General features: G+C 40.7%; 17 protein-coding genes. All 17 read right to left on the reverse strand.

What is annotated here, in order from left to right:
* Positions 1–2 precede the first annotated feature (2 nt).
* Positions 3–1,343 carry a permease prefix domain 1-containing protein gene (locus tag G628_RS0114935; protein ID WP_026655647.1) on the reverse strand — a complete coding sequence of 447 codons (1,341 nt, stop codon included), beginning with the start codon at positions 1,341–1,343 and terminating at the stop codon, positions 3–5.
* A gap of 51 nt (positions 1,344–1,394) precedes the next feature.
* Positions 1,395–2,843, reverse strand: coding sequence for a permease prefix domain 1-containing protein (locus G628_RS0114940; protein ID WP_027209470.1), 1,449 nt, complete (start codon positions 2,841–2,843; stop codon positions 1,395–1,397).
* Between the two features lie 26 nt (positions 2,844–2,869).
* Complete coding sequence (locus G628_RS17645) at positions 2,870–3,163, reverse strand: PadR family transcriptional regulator (RefSeq protein ID WP_330365523.1); 294 nt, start codon at positions 3,161–3,163, stop codon at positions 2,870–2,872.
* A 34-nt stretch (positions 3,164–3,197) separates the two neighbouring features.
* Positions 3,198–4,625, reverse strand: a complete 1,428-nt coding sequence (locus tag G628_RS0114950) for a permease prefix domain 1-containing protein (protein WP_027209471.1) — start codon at positions 4,623–4,625, stop codon at positions 3,198–3,200.
* A 1-nt stretch (position 4,626) separates the two neighbouring features.
* Positions 4,627–4,929, reverse strand: a complete 303-nt coding sequence (locus G628_RS0114955) for a hypothetical protein (RefSeq protein ID WP_026667370.1) — start codon at positions 4,927–4,929, stop codon at positions 4,627–4,629.
* Between the two features lie 48 nt (positions 4,930–4,977).
* Entirely contained in the window at positions 4,978–5,307 is a 330-nt protein-coding gene (locus G628_RS0114960; protein WP_026667372.1) for a PadR family transcriptional regulator, read from the reverse strand.
* Between the two features lie 132 nt (positions 5,308–5,439).
* Positions 5,440–6,453: a hypothetical protein gene (locus G628_RS0114965; protein WP_027209472.1), complete on the reverse strand. Its 1,014-nt coding sequence runs from the start codon at positions 6,451–6,453 to the stop codon at positions 5,440–5,442.
* Positions 6,454–6,489: 36 nt separating this feature from the next.
* Positions 6,490–7,842: an MBOAT family O-acyltransferase gene (locus tag G628_RS0114970; protein ID WP_196803776.1), complete on the reverse strand. Its 1,353-nt coding sequence runs from the start codon at positions 7,840–7,842 to the stop codon at positions 6,490–6,492.
* Positions 7,843–8,158: 316 nt separating this feature from the next.
* A complete protein-coding gene (locus tag G628_RS0114975; RefSeq protein ID WP_026655658.1) occupies positions 8,159–9,811 on the reverse strand; it encodes a ribonuclease J in 1,653 nt (550 codons plus the stop codon).
* Between the two features lie 57 nt (positions 9,812–9,868).
* The gene (locus tag G628_RS0114980; RefSeq protein WP_026655659.1) at positions 9,869–10,870 is read right to left on the reverse strand and encodes an asparaginase; all 1,002 of its coding nucleotides are present in this window, start codon (positions 10,868–10,870) and stop codon (positions 9,869–9,871) included.
* A gap of 272 nt (positions 10,871–11,142) precedes the next feature.
* Positions 11,143–11,916 carry a class I SAM-dependent methyltransferase gene (locus G628_RS17650; RefSeq protein ID WP_034501052.1) on the reverse strand — a complete coding sequence of 258 codons (774 nt, stop codon included), beginning with the start codon at positions 11,914–11,916 and terminating at the stop codon, positions 11,143–11,145.
* Complete coding sequence (locus G628_RS17655; protein WP_242827243.1) at positions 11,906–12,136, reverse strand: hypothetical protein; 231 nt, start codon at positions 12,134–12,136, stop codon at positions 11,906–11,908. Before G628_RS17655 ends, G628_RS17650 begins: the two co-directional genes overlap by 11 nt.
* Entirely contained in the window at positions 12,123–12,662 is a 540-nt protein-coding gene (locus G628_RS0114990; protein ID WP_034501053.1) for an AAA family ATPase, read from the reverse strand. Before G628_RS0114990 ends, G628_RS17655 begins: the two co-directional genes overlap by 14 nt.
* Before the next feature lie 274 nt (positions 12,663–12,936).
* Positions 12,937–14,127 carry an elongation factor Tu gene (gene tuf / locus G628_RS0114995; RefSeq protein WP_026655662.1) on the reverse strand — a complete coding sequence of 397 codons (1,191 nt, stop codon included), beginning with the start codon at positions 14,125–14,127 and terminating at the stop codon, positions 12,937–12,939.
* A 102-nt stretch (positions 14,128–14,229) separates the two neighbouring features.
* Positions 14,230–16,347, reverse strand: a complete 2,118-nt coding sequence (gene fusA, locus G628_RS0115000) for an elongation factor G (protein ID WP_026655663.1) — start codon at positions 16,345–16,347, stop codon at positions 14,230–14,232.
* A gap of 37 nt (positions 16,348–16,384) precedes the next feature.
* Positions 16,385–16,855, reverse strand: a complete 471-nt coding sequence (gene rpsG, locus G628_RS0115005; RefSeq protein ID WP_026515646.1) for a 30S ribosomal protein S7 — start codon at positions 16,853–16,855, stop codon at positions 16,385–16,387.
* 195 nt (positions 16,856–17,050) lie between these two features.
* Complete coding sequence (rpsL, locus tag G628_RS0115010) at positions 17,051–17,470, reverse strand: 30S ribosomal protein S12 (protein ID WP_026515647.1); 420 nt, start codon at positions 17,468–17,470, stop codon at positions 17,051–17,053.
* Positions 17,471–17,577 lie beyond the last annotated feature (107 nt).

Consider the following 17,577-nt stretch of genomic DNA (forward strand, 5'->3'; position numbering starts at 1 on the left):
CTTTATACCCCCATATCCTTGGATCTTGCGCGGAGACTTATGTCTACGTGTTCTGCATATGCATTCTTATATTTATATATACTCAATATTATTCCAAACATGGCGTATGACGCTAACAATCCATCAAATCGTAGTCCCCCTGAAATAAACGGTAGAAAGGATGCACTACTATAGTCAAAGAATAATCCAAATCCAAATGTCATATTAAAAATGACTTTTTCTATAAGCCACATCATGCAACCGATCCCCATAACAAGACCCAATTGATTCTTAGTCTTAGCTGTTACTATCAGTCCGTAAATAATAAGACCAAGTATAGCAGCTATAACTGCTATTGCGATACCTATTCCCATTGTCGTTGATATATATGTCAAAATGTTAATATCTTCAACACAATCAATACTGTCTCCGGATACCTGCCCTCTTCCGAATAGCTTTGCCGATCTGATGATTGGCCTTATTGTTATTTCCTCATACCAAAAATCATATAAGCTAAAAGTTTTGATAACGCTTATAATCGGAAGTACAAGCAATGACCATATAAAAATAATAGCAGGTGCCTTACGTACCTTTATCCACTCTTTTTTTATTGCAATTGTCAGCTGCGCTAGCATACATACCATTGTTATTGCCATTGTCTCAAAACTATATTTTCCGTCATAAAACGATAATAGGAAAGTACATATAAAAATCCACATTACTGCTTTTATAAGTCCGCCGTACTTCTGTCCTCTATATTTATAAAGTATTCCTGCAAAAATCGGGATCATCAAAAACATAAGTGAATCCACCCTTGAATTTAAATCATTAAAAAGCCTCGCAATCTCATAATCTACTGAATCCGGATTCGGCATCCAGACCCAATAAAGTGAAGCAAAATAAGATATTAACAAGATAATCCCTGCAATCTTAGAATACTTGGCAATCGTTGTGAAATCCATAAGATATAGGAGTAACATTAAAGCCACTCCAAGTATAGAATAGAAAACAAACATTGTCCCCTCTTGAACAATATGCCCCTTAGATATCTGAAAAGCCAGGCCCCAGTTTAACTGTTTTGTCATAAAAATATGAAGTATAATGCTAAAAACTGTCACAGCCAAAGTTGCAACAACAAACTCCCACGCCAGTTGCGGTCTGTGAACCTTATCAAGCGCAATTCCCGTCTCAACGGGATCACCCATATCTTCAACAGCTTTTTTCTCCGCTGTAGCTTTATCCATTCCCTCGAAAATATTTGCTTCCGCCTGATCTTCTATATGTGCTCTTATTTCATCCCCGATAGCCTTATGCGCTTTCTCAAATCGGATCTGCTCAAGTAATATTTTGATGTATTCTTCCATACAATCCTCCTTAGTACAACCACTTGCTGTCGTGACAAAATATAATTCACACTACTTTAGTTTTTTTAATCTCAGTTTCTTAAAATCAATGCGAAGATTTATATCTATATGCTGTGAATAAGCATTCTTATACTTATAAATGCTGAGTAATATTCCAAGTAATGCATATGACTCAACCAACTTATCATTTGAAACAAACGGCAAAAATGCCCCTCCGCCTTGATCATCGATAATTCCTGTTCCAACAAGAATATTAACAACGGTATTTGAAATAAGCCACATCATACAGCCGATTCCGATTACCATTCCCAGTTGATTCTTAGTCTTTAAAACTGTAACAAGTCCATACACAATAAGTCCGACTACAGTAGCTATAACCACTATTCCAACAATCAGTCCGCCTGTCGTCAGAATATATGTAAGGATCATACTGGTTCCGGAATCTGAAATACTATACTGGGCAGGCGAATATGATTTTCCTCCCAAACTGCTTAACAATGCATTTCCAAACAGCTTTACCTGCTTCATATATGCCCTGACTATATCTATATTTGCATTAATGGTTGGTCGTTCATACAGATTTCCATCCTCGCCGACCCATCTAAGAACAGTTCCGCTTGCGCGCTCATATTCTTTTTTAGCAACAAATCCCAAAAACACCGAGAAGGTAGTCCATAACGTTATAAGTACAGGTATCTTTGATACTTTCAGCCATTCTTTTTTTATTGCAAACGTGAGCTGAACAAGCATGCTGAGCACAAATATCAAACATATTACATAGTTATGTCTATAACTAACAATATAACTTGGAATAATTAACCAAAGAACTGATTTTATAAGTCCATCATACTTTTGTCCTTTGTACTTATAGATTATACCTGCATAGAGCGGAATAAGTAACAGCATAGGCGGATTCATAAAAGATGAGGTTGAATCCAGCACTTTTATCGGTAACGGAAAGTCTGCGTTTTCCCATCCCGTCCTATGCCCCGTCTTATCGAGCCACTCCAGTTGCATGAAGTAAACTTTATCACGCAAAAAAATTCCAAGCATATACAAGGCTATCATACATGTTGCTACTACCTTAGAATACTTTGCAACTGTTATATAATCCAAAAGATAAAGCAGCAACATTACAGCTATTCCGCTGACAGTAAACATGATAAATGAACCGATATCATTACGATACTTTAAATACTCTAAAGCCGGATCTTTTGCCATAAGGACATGAATCAATGTTCCCACGATTGCAACAAAAAAAGCTACGATTACAACTCCCCATGCCATCTGTGGTCTGTGAACCTTATCAAGTGCAATTCCCGTTTCAACGGGATCTCCCATATCTTCGACAGCTTTTTTCTCCGCTGTTTCTTTGTCCATTCCGTCTAAAACATTCGCTTCTATCTGATTTTCTATATGTGCTCTTATTTCATCCCCAATAGCCTTGTGCGCTTTCTCAAAACGCACCTGCTCAAGCAGTTTTTTAATATACTCTTCCATCTTAAAAACCTATCTGTAACGCCTTATTACTCTTCTTGTTTTTCCTCTTTGGCTATGCTGTAATACTTTCTCATCTTCCCGCGGCAATATTGCTCATATGAGTTAAGAGTCCCGTCGCTCTCAAGCCCATGAAGCAGAGGATATATCATTCCAGCCTTCTTTTCAAAAACGTTCTGCGCTCTCTTTCTAAGAGTTTTTATCATCTCATATCCGTACATATCTTTTTCCGAAAGTAATTTTAGTACCAATGATTCGTTATTTTCATTTTCATGAGACAGTTCTTCAGCCATTTCTTCCTTATCCTCCTTGTATCGTGCCATTTGTCATTGTGCCTTAAATATTCTGTCTTATATTTCACGATTCGAGATCTTTTGACTTGGTTCGAATTGTTATGTCGATATGCTGCGGGTAAGCGTCTTTATATTTGTATATGCTAAGTATTATTCCAAGGAGGGCATATGATGCGACTACCTTATGGTTTGATATGAATGGGAAAAAAGATGTGTACTGATACGCCGGCAACATTCCAAAACTTATAAACATATTTAGGATTGCATTTATTGCAAGCCATAACATGCATCCGCTTCCCATTACCATTCCAAGCTGGTTCTTTGTCTTTGCTGTGCTGACAAATCCAAAAACAATCAAAGCTGCAACAACTGTGATAATTGCAAATGCCAAAGCTCCTCCAAAAACTACAGCAACTTTGGTTATCATATAGCATTCTCCGCTGCCTATTCGCGAACTGATAAGATTTAATGTCGATACGGTGATCTTTCCGCCCATATAGCTTACAGAACCGCTTCCAAAAGTCTTTACTCCACTCAATAATTCTTTTGCTCTGCTTTTGGAAGTAGCCGGGCCAAAGAGTGATCTGACAAAATTCATTTTAGTCAAACTTAAAATCTTGTTGTCATACATGAATCTGATCAAAACTATCGGAATCACCGTAAATAATAACCATATCGCCGTAATTGACTGTACCTTGGGAACTTTTATCCATTCTTTTTCTATAGCGATTGTAAGCTCAACAAGTAAGCAGATCACAATTACAAGTGCGCGAAATTCCTGATTGTTTATTCCCGTTGCAACCAAGCCGCTAACTATTATCCAGATAAGCGATTTTATCAGGCCTTTATATTTCTGTCCCTTGTACTTATAGAGTATTCCGGCAAAAAGCGGAACAAGTAAAAAAATACATGGCCCCGACCAGCTAAAGAAACTCTCTATAGATGTGTACACACTTGGAATTTGATTCCAATATTCCGGATCAAAATTCTCAATTCTTTTATAAAATGCAAAGTTCTTTATTGTGTATGAAATCAACAGTAAAGCCGCTACTACCTTGGAATACTTTGCAACCATCATATAGTCTATAAGATACATCCCCAGCATTATGACAATTCCGCATACGACGTTGTATAAGTAGTAACCGGCATTATCTAAAGTAATATTTCCGATTATGTTAATTCCGCAGTCGGACGACGATGGCAATTTCTCCAATAAGAAATGAATTATTGCTCCGAAAAGTCCTACACCTATTGCTGCAACTATGACTCCCCACGCAACTTGCGGTCTGTGCACTTTATCAAGCGCTATTCCCGTTTCAACCGGGTCTCCCATGTCTTCAACAGCTCTTTTCTCCGCTGTCTCTCTGTCCATTCCTTCCGAAATATTTGTTTCTATCTGGTCTTCAATATGTGATCTAAGTTCATCACCGATTGCCTTGTGAGCTTTTTGAAACCTCACTTGCTCAAGTAACTTCTTAATATACTCTTCCATATCAGACTGCTCTTTTCTCTACCTTTTCCCTATCACTTTCGTGTTCCGTTTCCTGTTTTTTCCCTGAAATATCATCTTTACAGTCGATGCATTTCTCTGTATTATCCTCTATGATATTCTCTTCTTTTCTGTCATGTTTATCATTACTGTTTTCTGCGATGCTCGCAAGAACGTCGTTTCTCATATCGTAACCATCGCCCGTAATGAAAAACACACATAACCACACCAACAAAATAGCCACCAAGAACAAATGATACAAACCTATGCTATTGCCAAACACAATTATTGAAATTAATGCTGACATGATTCTCGCTCCTCCTTAATATTCTTAGTACGTCTCTTTTTCTATATCTTAAACACCGTAAGCCAATACGCTCACAATTGCACCGGAGTATTCCTTCCACTCCTCTGTCTTACTCTTTAAGAGTTTCCTTCCTTCCTTGGTGATGCTGTAATACTTTCTTGTTTTACCAAGGTATTCCTGCTCATATGATTTGAGCATTCCTTTCTCCTCAAGTCCATGGAGAAGGGGGTAAAGAGTGCCCGCCTTAAACTCAAAGACGTTCTGGGATTTTTTTCTTAAAGTGTCTATCATTTCATATCCATACATATCTTTTTCCGAGAGTAGTTTTAGCACCAACATTGTGCTACTACCTGTCAGAAGGGACTTATCTACAGCCATATTGACCTCCTTATATCGTGCATCTATATATCGTAAGTCTATATATATCGTTCATCTACATACTATATCGGTTGCCGATATATGTCAAGAAAAAAGAAGCTTGCCTCAGATTTACTGAAACAAGCTTCCTATTTATCCGGCGTTTATGCTATTTTTTATCTCACGGCTGTTGGCATCCCATGACTTGTATCTCTTCTCGCCTCTGTGGTCGGGAAAATCAAATCTGCTTGTGATTTCTTTTCCGAGATATTCTGTAAATTTCTCGGCGCCGTAGTAATTAAGGTGTGATTCATCCATGAAGTCTTTTTCAAAATCAAGGCCTATGGCGTCGTAGTCATGGTTTGCATTGGTAAATCCGATTCCGTTTTCCTGAGCAATTTCTTTTAACCGGTTAAAAACAAGTTCCTGCTCATCAGTGAAGACGTACGGAGTTACTATCATGTGCAGCTCTATGCCGTTCTGTTTGGTATAGTCGATTATCTTGCGAAGATAGAGCTCGGACTTTTCGGTCAAGCCGCCACTGCTTTCTTGCGTAATCTGCGGCCTGAGCTGTGGCGTAACCTTGGTCATTGGCTTAAAGCCCTTGAAATTCCTAAGATACGTGAATTTCCTGATAGGATATGTGAAATCGTCCTTGGTAAGTCCGTTGAGTCTGCCGTGGTAAACGGCAAAGCTCGGAAAGTATTCGGAAAAATGTTCTTTTTCAACGCTCACTTTTAACATTTGCATTTTATTAAGTGAAAAGCGCATTCCAAGAGCGTTTGGAAGCATCCACTTATACTGGTAATCGTCTTTTTGAAATGCCGGCGAATACACATCGAGCACAACGAGCTTTGGCTTCTGCGTCTTGCATACTTCTTTAAGGTAATGGTATGTGATCCACAGTGGCTGTTCCGCAGCGCTGTAATCGTATGCCGCCATCCCATAGTCGTCCCAGAGCTTGCCCGTATCTATCGCGTAGTGTACATGACTTGAGCCCATCATAACGACATCAACGGTGTTGCGCGGCTGATAATAAAGGGCCGCCGCCTGCATGACCCCGTCATCGTTTTTTATACTCAAAACACCATCCCAATACCATATCGAAAGGATTGTGACGATCGCAAATATTATGCTGAACCTATTGTTATAAAACCTCTTTAACATCTAATCCCACCAACTAATTTTTTCTGCGCACTTTTTTTAAAAACTTACATACATAAAGCTGCTCGCATTGTACCCCGGTCCATATATCCCAAGCAGCAAAAGCGCCATGATCATTCCATACAAAACAACATATCGCAGTGCACACGGAAGGCTGTCCATTGCTCTTCCGATTCTCTTGTTTTTCCTTGCTATCAAAAGATCGAGTGCAAGAACTATGCAGCCGTAGATTGGAATTATAATATCTCGTCTCGATGCGCCTATATCGGCCGCCTGTGCCGCGAAAGAGTCGACTCCCGGCGTAAATGACAGCATTCTTCCGACATATCCGAGAGCACTGCTCATATTTGTCGCTCCGAAAAAGATCCATGCAAAAGAAACAAGCAAAAAAGTGATCACTCCGGAGACTATATTTGAGATAAATGCCGGCTCTTTTGTCGGTTCTTTTCCTTGTGCCTTCTTTATCTTTATCCCCGAAATTATTCCAAATGCCATTGTATAAATGCCGTGAAGCAGTCCCCATGCAAGAAAACTTGCATCTGCTCCATGCCAGATTCCACATATGATAAATACGATTGCTGTGTTAAGGAACCTGCGCGCGTTTCCCTTCCTGCTTCCTCCAAGCGGTATATAGATATAGTCTCGCAGCCATCTTGAAAGCGATATGTGCCATCTCCTCCAGAATTCGTTTATATTCTTCGAAAGGTACGGTGCATGGAAGTTCTCGGTAAGCTCCACTCCGAAGAGATTGGACACACCTATCGCAACCGCACTGTATCCCGCAAAGTCGCAATATATCTGGATCGAATACATGAGCATTCCAAAAAACAGCCACATTGCCCCAAATCTGGACAAGTCATTAAATAATCTTGTTGTGAAAAAAGCAAGCCTGTCCGCCACTACCACTTTCATGAAGTATCCGTAAAGGATGGTCGTGAAAGAAATCGAAAGGCGCTTGTTCTCTAACATTTTGACGTTAGGCAGCTCTTTTATCCGGTGTAAAAAGTTATCGGATCTCTCAATCGGTCCGCTGATAAACTTCGGAAAATAGCACATGTAAAGCGCAAAATGTATCGGGTTCTTTTCCGCTTTAGCTTCTCCCTTATACACATCCACGATGTAGGATATTGCCTGGAATATGTAGTACGAAAATCCAATCGGCATCAGGATCTTTATAAGCGTGTCGTCACGCTGTCCCCATCTTGCTACATTCTTTAGGGTAAAAAGAAGTACTGCACTCAGCACAACGCCCGCTATTGTCACTATCTTCAGCGCTTTGGTGTGCTTTTTTTCTTTGAGCTTGTCTTCCAAAATGCCAATGCCGTAAACTACCGCCGTTACCGACACAATCCACATGAGGGAATTAATGCCAAGGTGATAGATGAACGCCAAACTTGCAGCGAGTAAAATTAATGCTCTGGCTCTTTTCAGCAAATAAAAAAATATGAAAATCATTGTAACAAACAAAAAAGTACTTATGGAAAAGGACATTATAAACTCCGCCTTTTTATATTAAATATTGCAATAAAAAATGACAGAATACGAAAAATAAGGCATAGACTGCCCCCCTCTTCATATTCTGTCACATATATAAATTTCTTTTCACGATGCGAAATACTCGTTATTCTATAAAAATCCGACGTAAACCGCTTCATAAAAGCATTGCCTTTCAGCTATATATTGTAACAAATTCTATTTTATACACAAATTATAGCACAGTATTTGTTACAAAAGCAATAACTATTGGTGTTTTTCCGGACTTGAATTTAATAAAATTTTCCGCAACCGAGGTAACGCCTTTACTGATGCGATCATCTCTTACCCCCTGCCCCAAAAGCCTTGATATTTCTTTCATTGAAAGGTCTTTTAGCTCATCTGAGATCTCATTAAATTTCTCTTCGTCAAGAAAGCCTCTGCACCTGATATTTAAGTCTGATACGCATCGTCCTGTCTTCTTATCAATGCAGATCTCGATTATGACAACGCCCGACTCGGATAATAGCACTCTGTCACGAATAACGTTATTATCAATCTTGCTCTTTTCCCGTCCGTCAATAAGTATCTCGCTTAAGGTGATCTTACCGGCAGCACTGCAGGTATTTTCCGTTAGTTCGACTATATCGCCGTTCTTTATGAGAAAGACATTTTCAGCCGGAATGCCTACTTCTGTCGCAATTTTCTTTGCTTCTCTTCTGTATCTGTACTCTCCGTGCGCAGGGATCACGAACTTTGGGCGAAGCATGATAAACAGTAACTTGAGTTCTTCGGCGCAAGCGTGTCCCGTAGCGTGAAGATCCTGAAATTCTATCTTTGCCCCATGCTCCTCGAGGCTGTTTATTGTTTGGCTAAATTCCAGCTCACTACCATGAATCGTGACTGAGCTGAACAGGACCACGTCATTTTTCTTTATCCTGATGACGGGATTGTTTCCTGCGGCAATCTCGGCGATACACTTTACAGATTCTCCGTGATTACCCGTCGTGAGGAAAATAAGTTCCTCATCCTTATACTCATCAAGCATATCGTTTTCAACGAGCATATCGTCAGAGATTTCAATATATCCAAGTTTTCGCGCCGATGAAAAGACATCGAGAAGAAGGTCGCCCTCAAGTGCGATCTTTCGCCCGTATTTTTGCCCAAGCTTTATTATCTGCTGGATTCTGTCCATGTTGGTCGCAAATGTCACGATGATAAGCCTGTTCTCACGATACATGTTCATGAATCTGTCGAGCTGTTCGTTGACATATCTCTCCGACCGAGAAAAACCGCTATGCATGGCGTTTGTACTGTCAGACAAAACTGCAAGCACGCCTTTTGTTCCGAGTGCGGAAAGTCTCGCAAGATCTGCAGTTTTGCTCATTACAGGCGACATGTCAAATTTGAAATCGCCTGTATCAAATATTATTCCCTGAGAGGTATAGATCGCGAGCATGGCTGAATCGGGTATGCTGTGATTGCCTCTTATAAATTCAATCTTAAAATTGCCGACAACTATGGTGCTTCCGAATTTTATTGCCTTTGTCCTGATTTTTTTTATCCCGAAATCCTGAAATTTCTTTTCCACCATCGCGATGGTAAGCGGAGTTCCGTAAACGGGCACGTTGATTCCGTCAAAAATGTACGGAAGAGCTCCTATATGGTCCTCATGCCCGTGTGTAAGGATTATCCCCTTAAATCTATCGATATTCTCTTTAATATAGCTTATATCAGGTATTATCGCCGCAACGCCGGGCAGATTGTTGGGTGGAAAAGACGTCCCGCAGTCAATTGCGATAATGCTGTCTGAAGACTCTATAAGAGTCATATTCATACCGATCTTGTCGAATCCGCCAAGCGGAATGATCTTAATACTGTCTCCCATCTAACCTCGTAATCCTTCCGTTATGCTCAATGTTTTTTATCACATATTAACATTTTATCATTTTCTTACAGTCATTTCCCCGATCATGTTTATGGAATAATAATCACGTATTTCCGAGAGATTATCTGTTATTCCAAGTATCCACATGAGCTTTGTAAGCGCCGCCTCTGCTGTCATGTCATGGGCTTCCATCGCTCCGATAGCGAGAGTTCTTTTGCCCGTCTCATATACATCCATCTTGGTGCCTTCATATCTGCACTGCGTACCTACAACAACCGCCATTCCGCCTGAAATAAGCTTATCAAGCGTTCCTATGAAGTCATGCTTTAAGAACGGCATTCCTCCGATTCCGTAACCTTCAATATATAGCCCTTTATATCCTTGGTCGGCAATTGATTCTATAAAGCTTCTATGCATGCCCGGGAACATCTTAACCATGCATACTTTATCAGAGTAGTTGTTTGAAAGAGTGAAAATACCTGTCCTTTCAGGCACGGCTGAAGTATCAATCTTCATTCCGAGAGAACTTATCGTCGCAATATTGGGGTAATTGATACTCTCAAAAGCATCAAAACTAAGTGCTCTTACTTTAGACGCCCTGCATCCAAGCATGACTTTTCTGTTGAACGCAACAAACACTCCGGGAATATTGCTTGCTGCCATATGTATCGCACATCTGCAGTTCTCCATAGCATCTGCAACGGGATTTGTTATTGATAACTGCGATCCCGTGATAACAACAGGAATTGCGATGTTTCTCAGCATAAAAGAAAGCATCGAAGACGTATATGCAAGCGTATCCGTTCCATGTATCACAACTATTCCGTCATAGTCATTCCTGCATTCGCTGATGCGCTGCGCAAGTGCCGACCAATCATCCGGAAAAATATTTGCACTGTCCAAAGAACAGAAATCTTCTATCTCAATATCCGTATCCCCCGAAACCATCTTCAGCTCTTTCTGCATATCATAGATTGACAAGCCCGGTATAAGGCCGTTCTTCTTCATAACCGAAGATAATGTTCCGCCTGTGTTGATTATAAGTATTCTCTTACTCATTGTTCTTTCCTTTTATTTCTACTTCAATTTCAAAAGTTGTGGATTCGCTTATGGAATCCTCCTATGTAAGAATAAAAAAGAGCTTGGAAAAGTGCAAGCACTTTCCAAGCTCTTTATAAAATCAGTGTTTATGCAATCCGATAAGAATTACTCAACGATTGTAGCAACCTTACCTGATCCAACTGTACATCTACCCTCACGGCTTAACGTTAATTATATCTATTTTAAAAGCCTTGATTTTACGTGGTTTCTATTCGCACATATCTCATGTATTATCTTTTTATATACCAAGTATAGCCATCGAAAACTAGTTCTTGCTCCTTATCTTTAAAAATCGGAGATAAAGTATCCTTCATCCAGCTTCTAACCTGCGATTCAGCCATCTCACCACTTTCAATCTTGGCATTAACGTTGGATTGTATCATCATAAAGTCTATAAAGTCTTCCAAACTAAAAGAATGAATGAGTTCATAATTGATCTGCTTATACATTTTCAGGCCACTTATTAAGTCTGCATCCGTCCAAATATTCTCTTTACGCGGCGGCTTAGGGAATCGTTTCAAATACTCATCCTGATACCAACTTGTATATTCGGGAACATTCTTCATTTTATCTGTAATCCAGAAATCATAAATTATAATAAAACACTCATCTTTGGTCACTTTGATGAGATTTTCCATAAATTTATTTTCATCAACCCAATTGACCATCCCTGCTGCTGATACCACATCATACTTTTCATCAGGTATCAAAGTATCTTCTGCTTTGGCAGTATAAAAACTATAGGCTTCGTCTGATCCATATAATTCATTGCAGACCTCTACCATTGATTCTGCAATATCTGTACCTGTCACATGCCTGCATATAAGCTTCAGCGCTTTAGTTGACAGCCCTGCACCACAGCCAACATCAAGTCCATTACTGAACATATAATCTTCGGGCAAATCACAATCTTTTCTAAACCTGTCAATTACACCTTTATGTAACCATGGTCTTTTTGCGTACCCCTCGGCAATTCTTTTTGAATTAAATGATTCATTGTTCATTATTCATCCTCTGTTTTTTTAACACTGTAGTTTCAAAACCCACAAGTGTATCATCATCATAAATCCCAAATGGAAATGCATAACCATTATTGGTAATAGTCGTGTAAGCCTCTATGATACTAACCTCATTAGAAGCGACGAATTCTCTCTGGCCTTCATTAACAGATAGTTTTAATATATCCCAAACATTTTTACCATTTATCTTCTCAAGTCTTAACATATAGTCTCTTCCCCAAGTAATTTTGAACGAGCATTGTGACATTGTTTTCCGTTTCAGCACGTCCATCTATATAAATCACAGGACAAGATAAATCAATTAGCCATTTCTTAGCATGATCATCAGACCTGGCCTCCACCATTTTAAAGAAACGTTCTTCACTCTCGTACAGGTCTCCTCCAGGTAGCATGCGATTTCCAAACTTATCATTGGAACGTTTTCTTACTCTTGCCATTCGTATTTCTTTTGGTATATCTATGTATACTGCCAGATCAAATAGTTTTTCTATCTTCTTACTGTAATTTCCACGAACTGAAGCAAGAACAACATCATCATTCTCTTCCAAGTCCTTTAACAACAGAGCTGCTACTTCTTCATCTGTTCTCTGAATACTGTATTCATATTTATCATCTATCTTAGGAAAATAATAATCTTCTATATCTCTGAATTCATAATTAAGCCGTCCTGCCAATGCTTTCCCCAAAGTACTTTTTCCTGCTCCATTTAGTCCACAAATAATAATGCGCATAGTGATTTACTTCCCCCAATTATGCTCAAATACGTTCTTTTATTGTACGAAAAAAGAACACCGAAGTGTTCTTGGTAAATCTTCACGTTCACCGCCTTCCATCGCGGATTCCGATTCACAGGCAAATAAAGCATTTTTATGAGTGTGCTTCTCAAGAAGTTTCCTTCTACCATCATAATACATATTCCAGTCATGATAGTCAATCAAAAAACTATACAAAAAAACAGCTTCCAGAGAAACTCTGGAAGCTGCATAAAATCTAGATTTGTTAAGATTACTCAACGATTGTAGCAACCTTACCTGATCCAACTGTACGTCCACCCTCACGGATAGCGAACTTAAGACCCTGCTCCATAGCGATAGGGTGAATAAGCTCGATTGACATTGTTACGTGGTCACCAGGCATGCACATCTCAACACCATCGGGAAGGTTGCAGACACCTGTAACGTCAGTTGTTCTGAAGTAGAACTGAGGTCTGTAGTTTGTGAAGAAAGGTGTATGACGGCCACCCTCGTCCTTTGTAAGAACGTAAACCTCAGCAGTGAACTTTGTGTGGCAAGTTACTGTGCCGGGCTTTGTGATAACCTGACCTCTCTGGATTCCATCACGGTCAACACCACGAAGAAGAAGACCAACGTTGTCACCAGCTTCGCAGTAATCCATTGTCTTACGGAACATCTCGATACCTGTTACAACAGACTTAGATGTCTCTTCCTTGATACCAACGATTTCGATTTCGTCGTTGAGGTTAAGAGCACCTCTCTCTACTCTACCAGTAGCAACTGTTCCACGTCCTGTGATTGTGAATACGTCCTCAACAGGCATAAGGAAAGGCTTATCTGTCTCACGAGTAGGTTCAGGGATATACTCATCAACTGTGTTCATGAGCTCGATGATCTTGTCGCCCCACTCGCTCTTAGGATCCTCAAGAGCCTTAAGAGCTGATCCACGGATGATAGGTGTATCATCTCCAGGGAACTCATACTCTGTAAGAAGGTCTCTGATCTCCATCTCTACGAGGTCAAGGAGCTCTTCATCATCAACCATATCGCACTTGTTCATGAATACGATGATGTAAGGAACACCTACCTGACGAGCAAGAAGAACGTGCTCCTTTGTCTGAGCCATAACACCGTCAGTAGCAGCAACAACAAGGATTGATCCATCCATCTGAGCTGCACCTGTGATCATGTTCTTTACATAGTCAGCGTGGCCAGGGCAGTCAACGTGAGCATAGTGTCTCTTCTCTGTCTCATACTCGATATGAGCTGAGTTGATTGTGATTCCACGCTCTTTCTCTTCAGGAGCCTTATCGATCTGATCGAATGCTACTGCAGGGCTGAATCCTCTATCAGCAAGTACTGCTGTGATTGCAGCTGTAAGTGTTGTCTTACCATGGTCAACGTGTCCGATTGTTCCAATGTTAACGTGCGGTTTGCTTCTGTCAAATTTAGCTTTTGCCATTTCTAAATATCCTCCTTAAGGTTAAATGTTAAGAGTAACATTTACATACATAATTTCACATACTATATCGATTATAGCCAAACTTTAGCGTTTAATCAATATTTATTTTCCCTTATTCGAAAGAACTTTCTCCTGAACGTTCTTCGGAACGGGCTCATATTTTTCAAAGAACATTGAGTAGTTACCACGACCCTGTGTTCTTGAACGAAGATCTGTAGCGTATCCGAACATCTCAGCAAGAGGAACATAAGCTCTTACGATCTTTCCGCCGCCAAGATCATCCATTCCTTCTACACGTCCACGACGAGAGTTAACGTCACCGATAACATCTCCCATGTACTCTTCAGGCATTGTAACTTCAACCTTCATGATAGGCTCAAGAAGTACAGGTGATCCCTTAGCCATAGCATCCTTGAACGCCATTGATCCGGCAATGTGGAATGCCATTTCTGATGAATCGACTTCGTGATATGATCCGTCGTATACAGTAGCATGTACACCTACAACAGGATATCCACCAAGTGTTCCGGCCTTCATAGCCTCTTCGATACCTTCGCTGATAGGCTGGATGAATTCCTTAGGAATAGCACCACCGACAACTTCGCTATCAAACTGGTAAAGGTTATCTCCGTTGGCATCCATGGGCTCGAAACGAACTTTACAGTGTCCGTACTGACCACGTCCACCGGACTGCTTAGCATACTTAGACTCGATATCAACAGCCTTTGTAAGAGCCTCTCTGTAAGCAACCTGAGGTGCACCAACGTTAGCCTCAACTTTATACTCACGAAGAAGTCTGTCTACGATGATATCAAGGTGAAGCTCACCCATTCCGGCAATAATTGTCTGACCTGTCTCAGAGTTTGTATGAGCTCTGAATGTAGGATCTTCTTCAGCAAGCTTCTGAAGAGCCTCATCAAGCTTCTGCTGGCCGGCCTTAGTCTTAGGCTCGATAGCAAGCTCGATAACGGGATCAGGGAATTCCATAGACTCAAGGATAACAGGATTCTTCTCATCGCAAAGTGTATCACCTGTTACAGTGTTCTTAAGACCAACTGCTGCAGCGATATCACCGGAGAATACCTTATCAAGGTCAGATCTCTTGTTAGCGTGCATCTGAAGAATACGTCCAAGACGTTCCTTATTATCTTTTGAGCTGTTAAGTACGTATGAACCTGAGTTTGCAGTACCACGATATACACGGAAGAATGCAAGCTTTCCTACGAAAGGATCGCTGACAATCTTAAATGCAAGAGCTGCAAACGGGCCATCGTCTGTTGACTCAATCTCGATCTCATTGCCATCCATGTCTGTACCCTTACAAGCAGGGATATCAACAGGTGAAGGCATGAATTCGATAACTGCGTCAATAAGTTTCTGAATACCTCTGTTTCTGTGTGCTGATCCGCAGCATACAGGGAAAGCCTTACATTCGCAAGTTGCCTTACGAAGTGCAGCCTTAAGAGCTTCCTTAGAAGGCTCGTTACCCTCAAGGTATTCCATCATAAGATCCTCATCAAGATCACAGATCTTCTCAACGAGTTCGCTGTGATAAAGCTCAGCATCATCCTTGAGGTCTGCAGGAATCTCACCGATTGTGATATCCTCACCCTTATCATCATTGTAGATGTATGCCTGCATCTCGAAAAGGTCGATAACACCCTGGAACTGATCCTCAGCTCCGATAGGGATTTCGATCATAATAGCATTTTTCTTAAGTCTGTTACGAATCTGCTCTACAGCTCCGTAATAGTCTGCTCCGATGATATCCATCTTGTTGATGAATGCCATACGTGGAACATTAAATCCATCAGCCTGACGCCAAACATTTTCAGACTGAGGCTCAACGCCTTCCTTAGCACTGAATACGCCTACAGCGCCATCGAGTACTCTAAGTGAACGCTCAACCTCAACGGTAAAGTCTACGTGACCGGGAGTATCAATGATATTGATACGATGCTCAAGAGCACCGGGCTTAGTCTTTCCGTTTTCCTGAAGTGTCCAGTGGCATGTTGTAGCTGCGGATGTGATAGTGATACCTCTCTCCTGCTCCTGTTCCATCCAGTCCATGGTAGCAGTACCTTCATAGGTCTCACCAATCTTATAATTTACACCGGTATAGTAAAGAATACGCTCTGTAAGTGTAGTCTTACCTGCGTCGATATGCGCCATAATACCGATGTTCCTGGTTCTCTCCAATGGGTATTGTCTATCAGCCAAAGGTTCTTCCTCCTAAAAAATCTGAAATCTCACCAGATTAGAATCTGTAATGTGAGAATGCCTTGTTTGCTTCTGCCATCTTGTGCATGTCTTCTTTTCTCTTTACAGCTGCACCAGTGTTATTGTATGCATCCATAATCTCTGAAGCGAGTCTGTCAACCATAGTCTTCTCGCCTCTTGCACGTGAAAATGTGACAAGCCAACGAAGTGCAAGCGCCTGACGTCTATCGGGTCTAACCTCGATAGGAACCTGGTAAGTAGCACCACCAATACGTCTAGCCTTAACCTCGAGTGCGGGCATGATGTTATTCATTGCTCCCTCGAAAATTTCAAGAGCGGGCTTTCCACCCTTCTCTTCTACCTGTGCAAATGCACCATATACGATCTTCTGAGCAACACCCTTTTTACCATCAAGCATTACCTGATTAACAAGCTTAGTAACAACCTTGTTATCGTATAAAGGATCTGCTAATACGTCACGTTTTACAATATGTCCTTTACGCGGCACGGTTCTTCCCTCCTTTAGAATCGCTAGTGAAGAAATATCTTCACTGCTTACTATAAATCATCGGTACTCACTAATTTAGTGTACGTGCGGTTTTCTAACTTTAGAACAATAATACTGCCCGTAATACAGGCGTGTTACTACTATATCTATACAGAATAGAATCCCAACACTTAAAAAATTAGATCAATTAATAAATTACTTGGCAGCCTTAGGTCTCTTAGCGCCATACTTAGAACGAGCCTGTTTTCTGTCGGCTACGCCTGCAGTATCAAGAGTACCTCTGATGATGTGATACCTTGTACCAGGCAAATCCTTAACTCTTCCACCACGGATGAGAACTACGCTATGCTCCTGAAGGTTGTGACCTTCTCCGGGAATGTAGCTTGTTACCTCGATACCGTTAGAAAGACGTACTCTGGCGATTTTTCTCAGAGCAGAGTTAGGCTTCTTAGGGGTTGCTGTCTTAACTGCTGTGCAAACACCACGCTTCTGAGGAGAAGCTGTTGCAGTTGCTTTCTTATGAAGAGAGTTAAAACCCTTCTGCAACGCAGGTGCTGTAGACTTCTTAACAGATGTCTGACGACCCTTTCTAACTAACTGGTTAAATGTTGGCATTCCTTTCACCTCCTGTTTTGATGTAAAACATATATGCATACAACAAAGGGGTAAAAAATCACCCCTTTGAAAGTACACGCAATTATAAAGTATAAGTATAAATCAAA

Origin of the sequence: Butyrivibrio hungatei NK4A153, from assembly GCF_000424465.1 — a bacterium.
Lineage (GTDB): Bacteria > Bacillota > Clostridia > Lachnospirales > Lachnospiraceae > Butyrivibrio > Butyrivibrio hungatei_A.

What these genes read in the sequence shown, in the direction of transcription:
- G628_RS0114935 (WP_026655647.1), bottom strand. Translation starts at nt 1,343, where the DNA reads ATGGAAGAATACATCAAAATATTACTTGAGCAGATCCGATTTGAGAAA.
- G628_RS0114940 (WP_027209470.1), bottom strand. Translation starts at nt 2,843, where the DNA reads ATGGAAGAGTATATTAAAAAACTGCTTGAGCAGGTGCGTTTTGAGAAA.
- G628_RS17645 (WP_330365523.1), bottom strand. Translation starts at nt 3,163, where the DNA reads ATGGCACGATACAAGGAGGATAAGGAAGAAATGGCTGAAGAACTGTCT.
- G628_RS0114950 (WP_027209471.1), bottom strand. Translation starts at nt 4,625, where the DNA reads ATGGAAGAGTATATTAAGAAGTTACTTGAGCAAGTGAGGTTTCAAAAA.
- G628_RS0114955 (WP_026667370.1), bottom strand. Translation starts at nt 4,929, where the DNA reads ATGTCAGCATTAATTTCAATAATTGTGTTTGGCAATAGCATAGGTTTG.
- G628_RS0114960 (WP_026667372.1), bottom strand. Translation starts at nt 5,307, where the DNA reads ATGGCTGTAGATAAGTCCCTTCTGACAGGTAGTAGCACAATGTTGGTG.
- G628_RS0114965 (WP_027209472.1), bottom strand. Translation starts at nt 6,453, where the DNA reads ATGTTAAAGAGGTTTTATAACAATAGGTTCAGCATAATATTTGCGATC.
- G628_RS0114975 (WP_026655658.1), bottom strand. Translation starts at nt 9,811, where the DNA reads ATGGGAGACAGTATTAAGATCATTCCGCTTGGCGGATTCGACAAGATC.
- G628_RS0114980 (WP_026655659.1), bottom strand. Translation starts at nt 10,870, where the DNA reads ATGAGTAAGAGAATACTTATAATCAACACAGGCGGAACATTATCTTCG.
- G628_RS17650 (WP_034501052.1), bottom strand. Translation starts at nt 11,916, where the DNA reads ATGAACAATGAATCATTTAATTCAAAAAGAATTGCCGAGGGGTACGCA.
- G628_RS17655 (WP_242827243.1), bottom strand. Translation starts at nt 12,136, where the DNA reads ATGTTAAGACTTGAGAAGATAAATGGTAAAAATGTTTGGGATATATTA.
- G628_RS0114990 (WP_034501053.1), bottom strand. Translation starts at nt 12,662, where the DNA reads ATGCGCATTATTATTTGTGGACTAAATGGAGCAGGAAAAAGTACTTTG.
- tuf (WP_026655662.1), bottom strand. Translation starts at nt 14,127, where the DNA reads ATGGCAAAAGCTAAATTTGACAGAAGCAAACCGCACGTTAACATTGGA.
- rpsL (WP_026515647.1), bottom strand. Translation starts at nt 17,470, where the DNA reads ATGCCAACATTTAACCAGTTAGTTAGAAAGGGTCGTCAGACATCTGTT.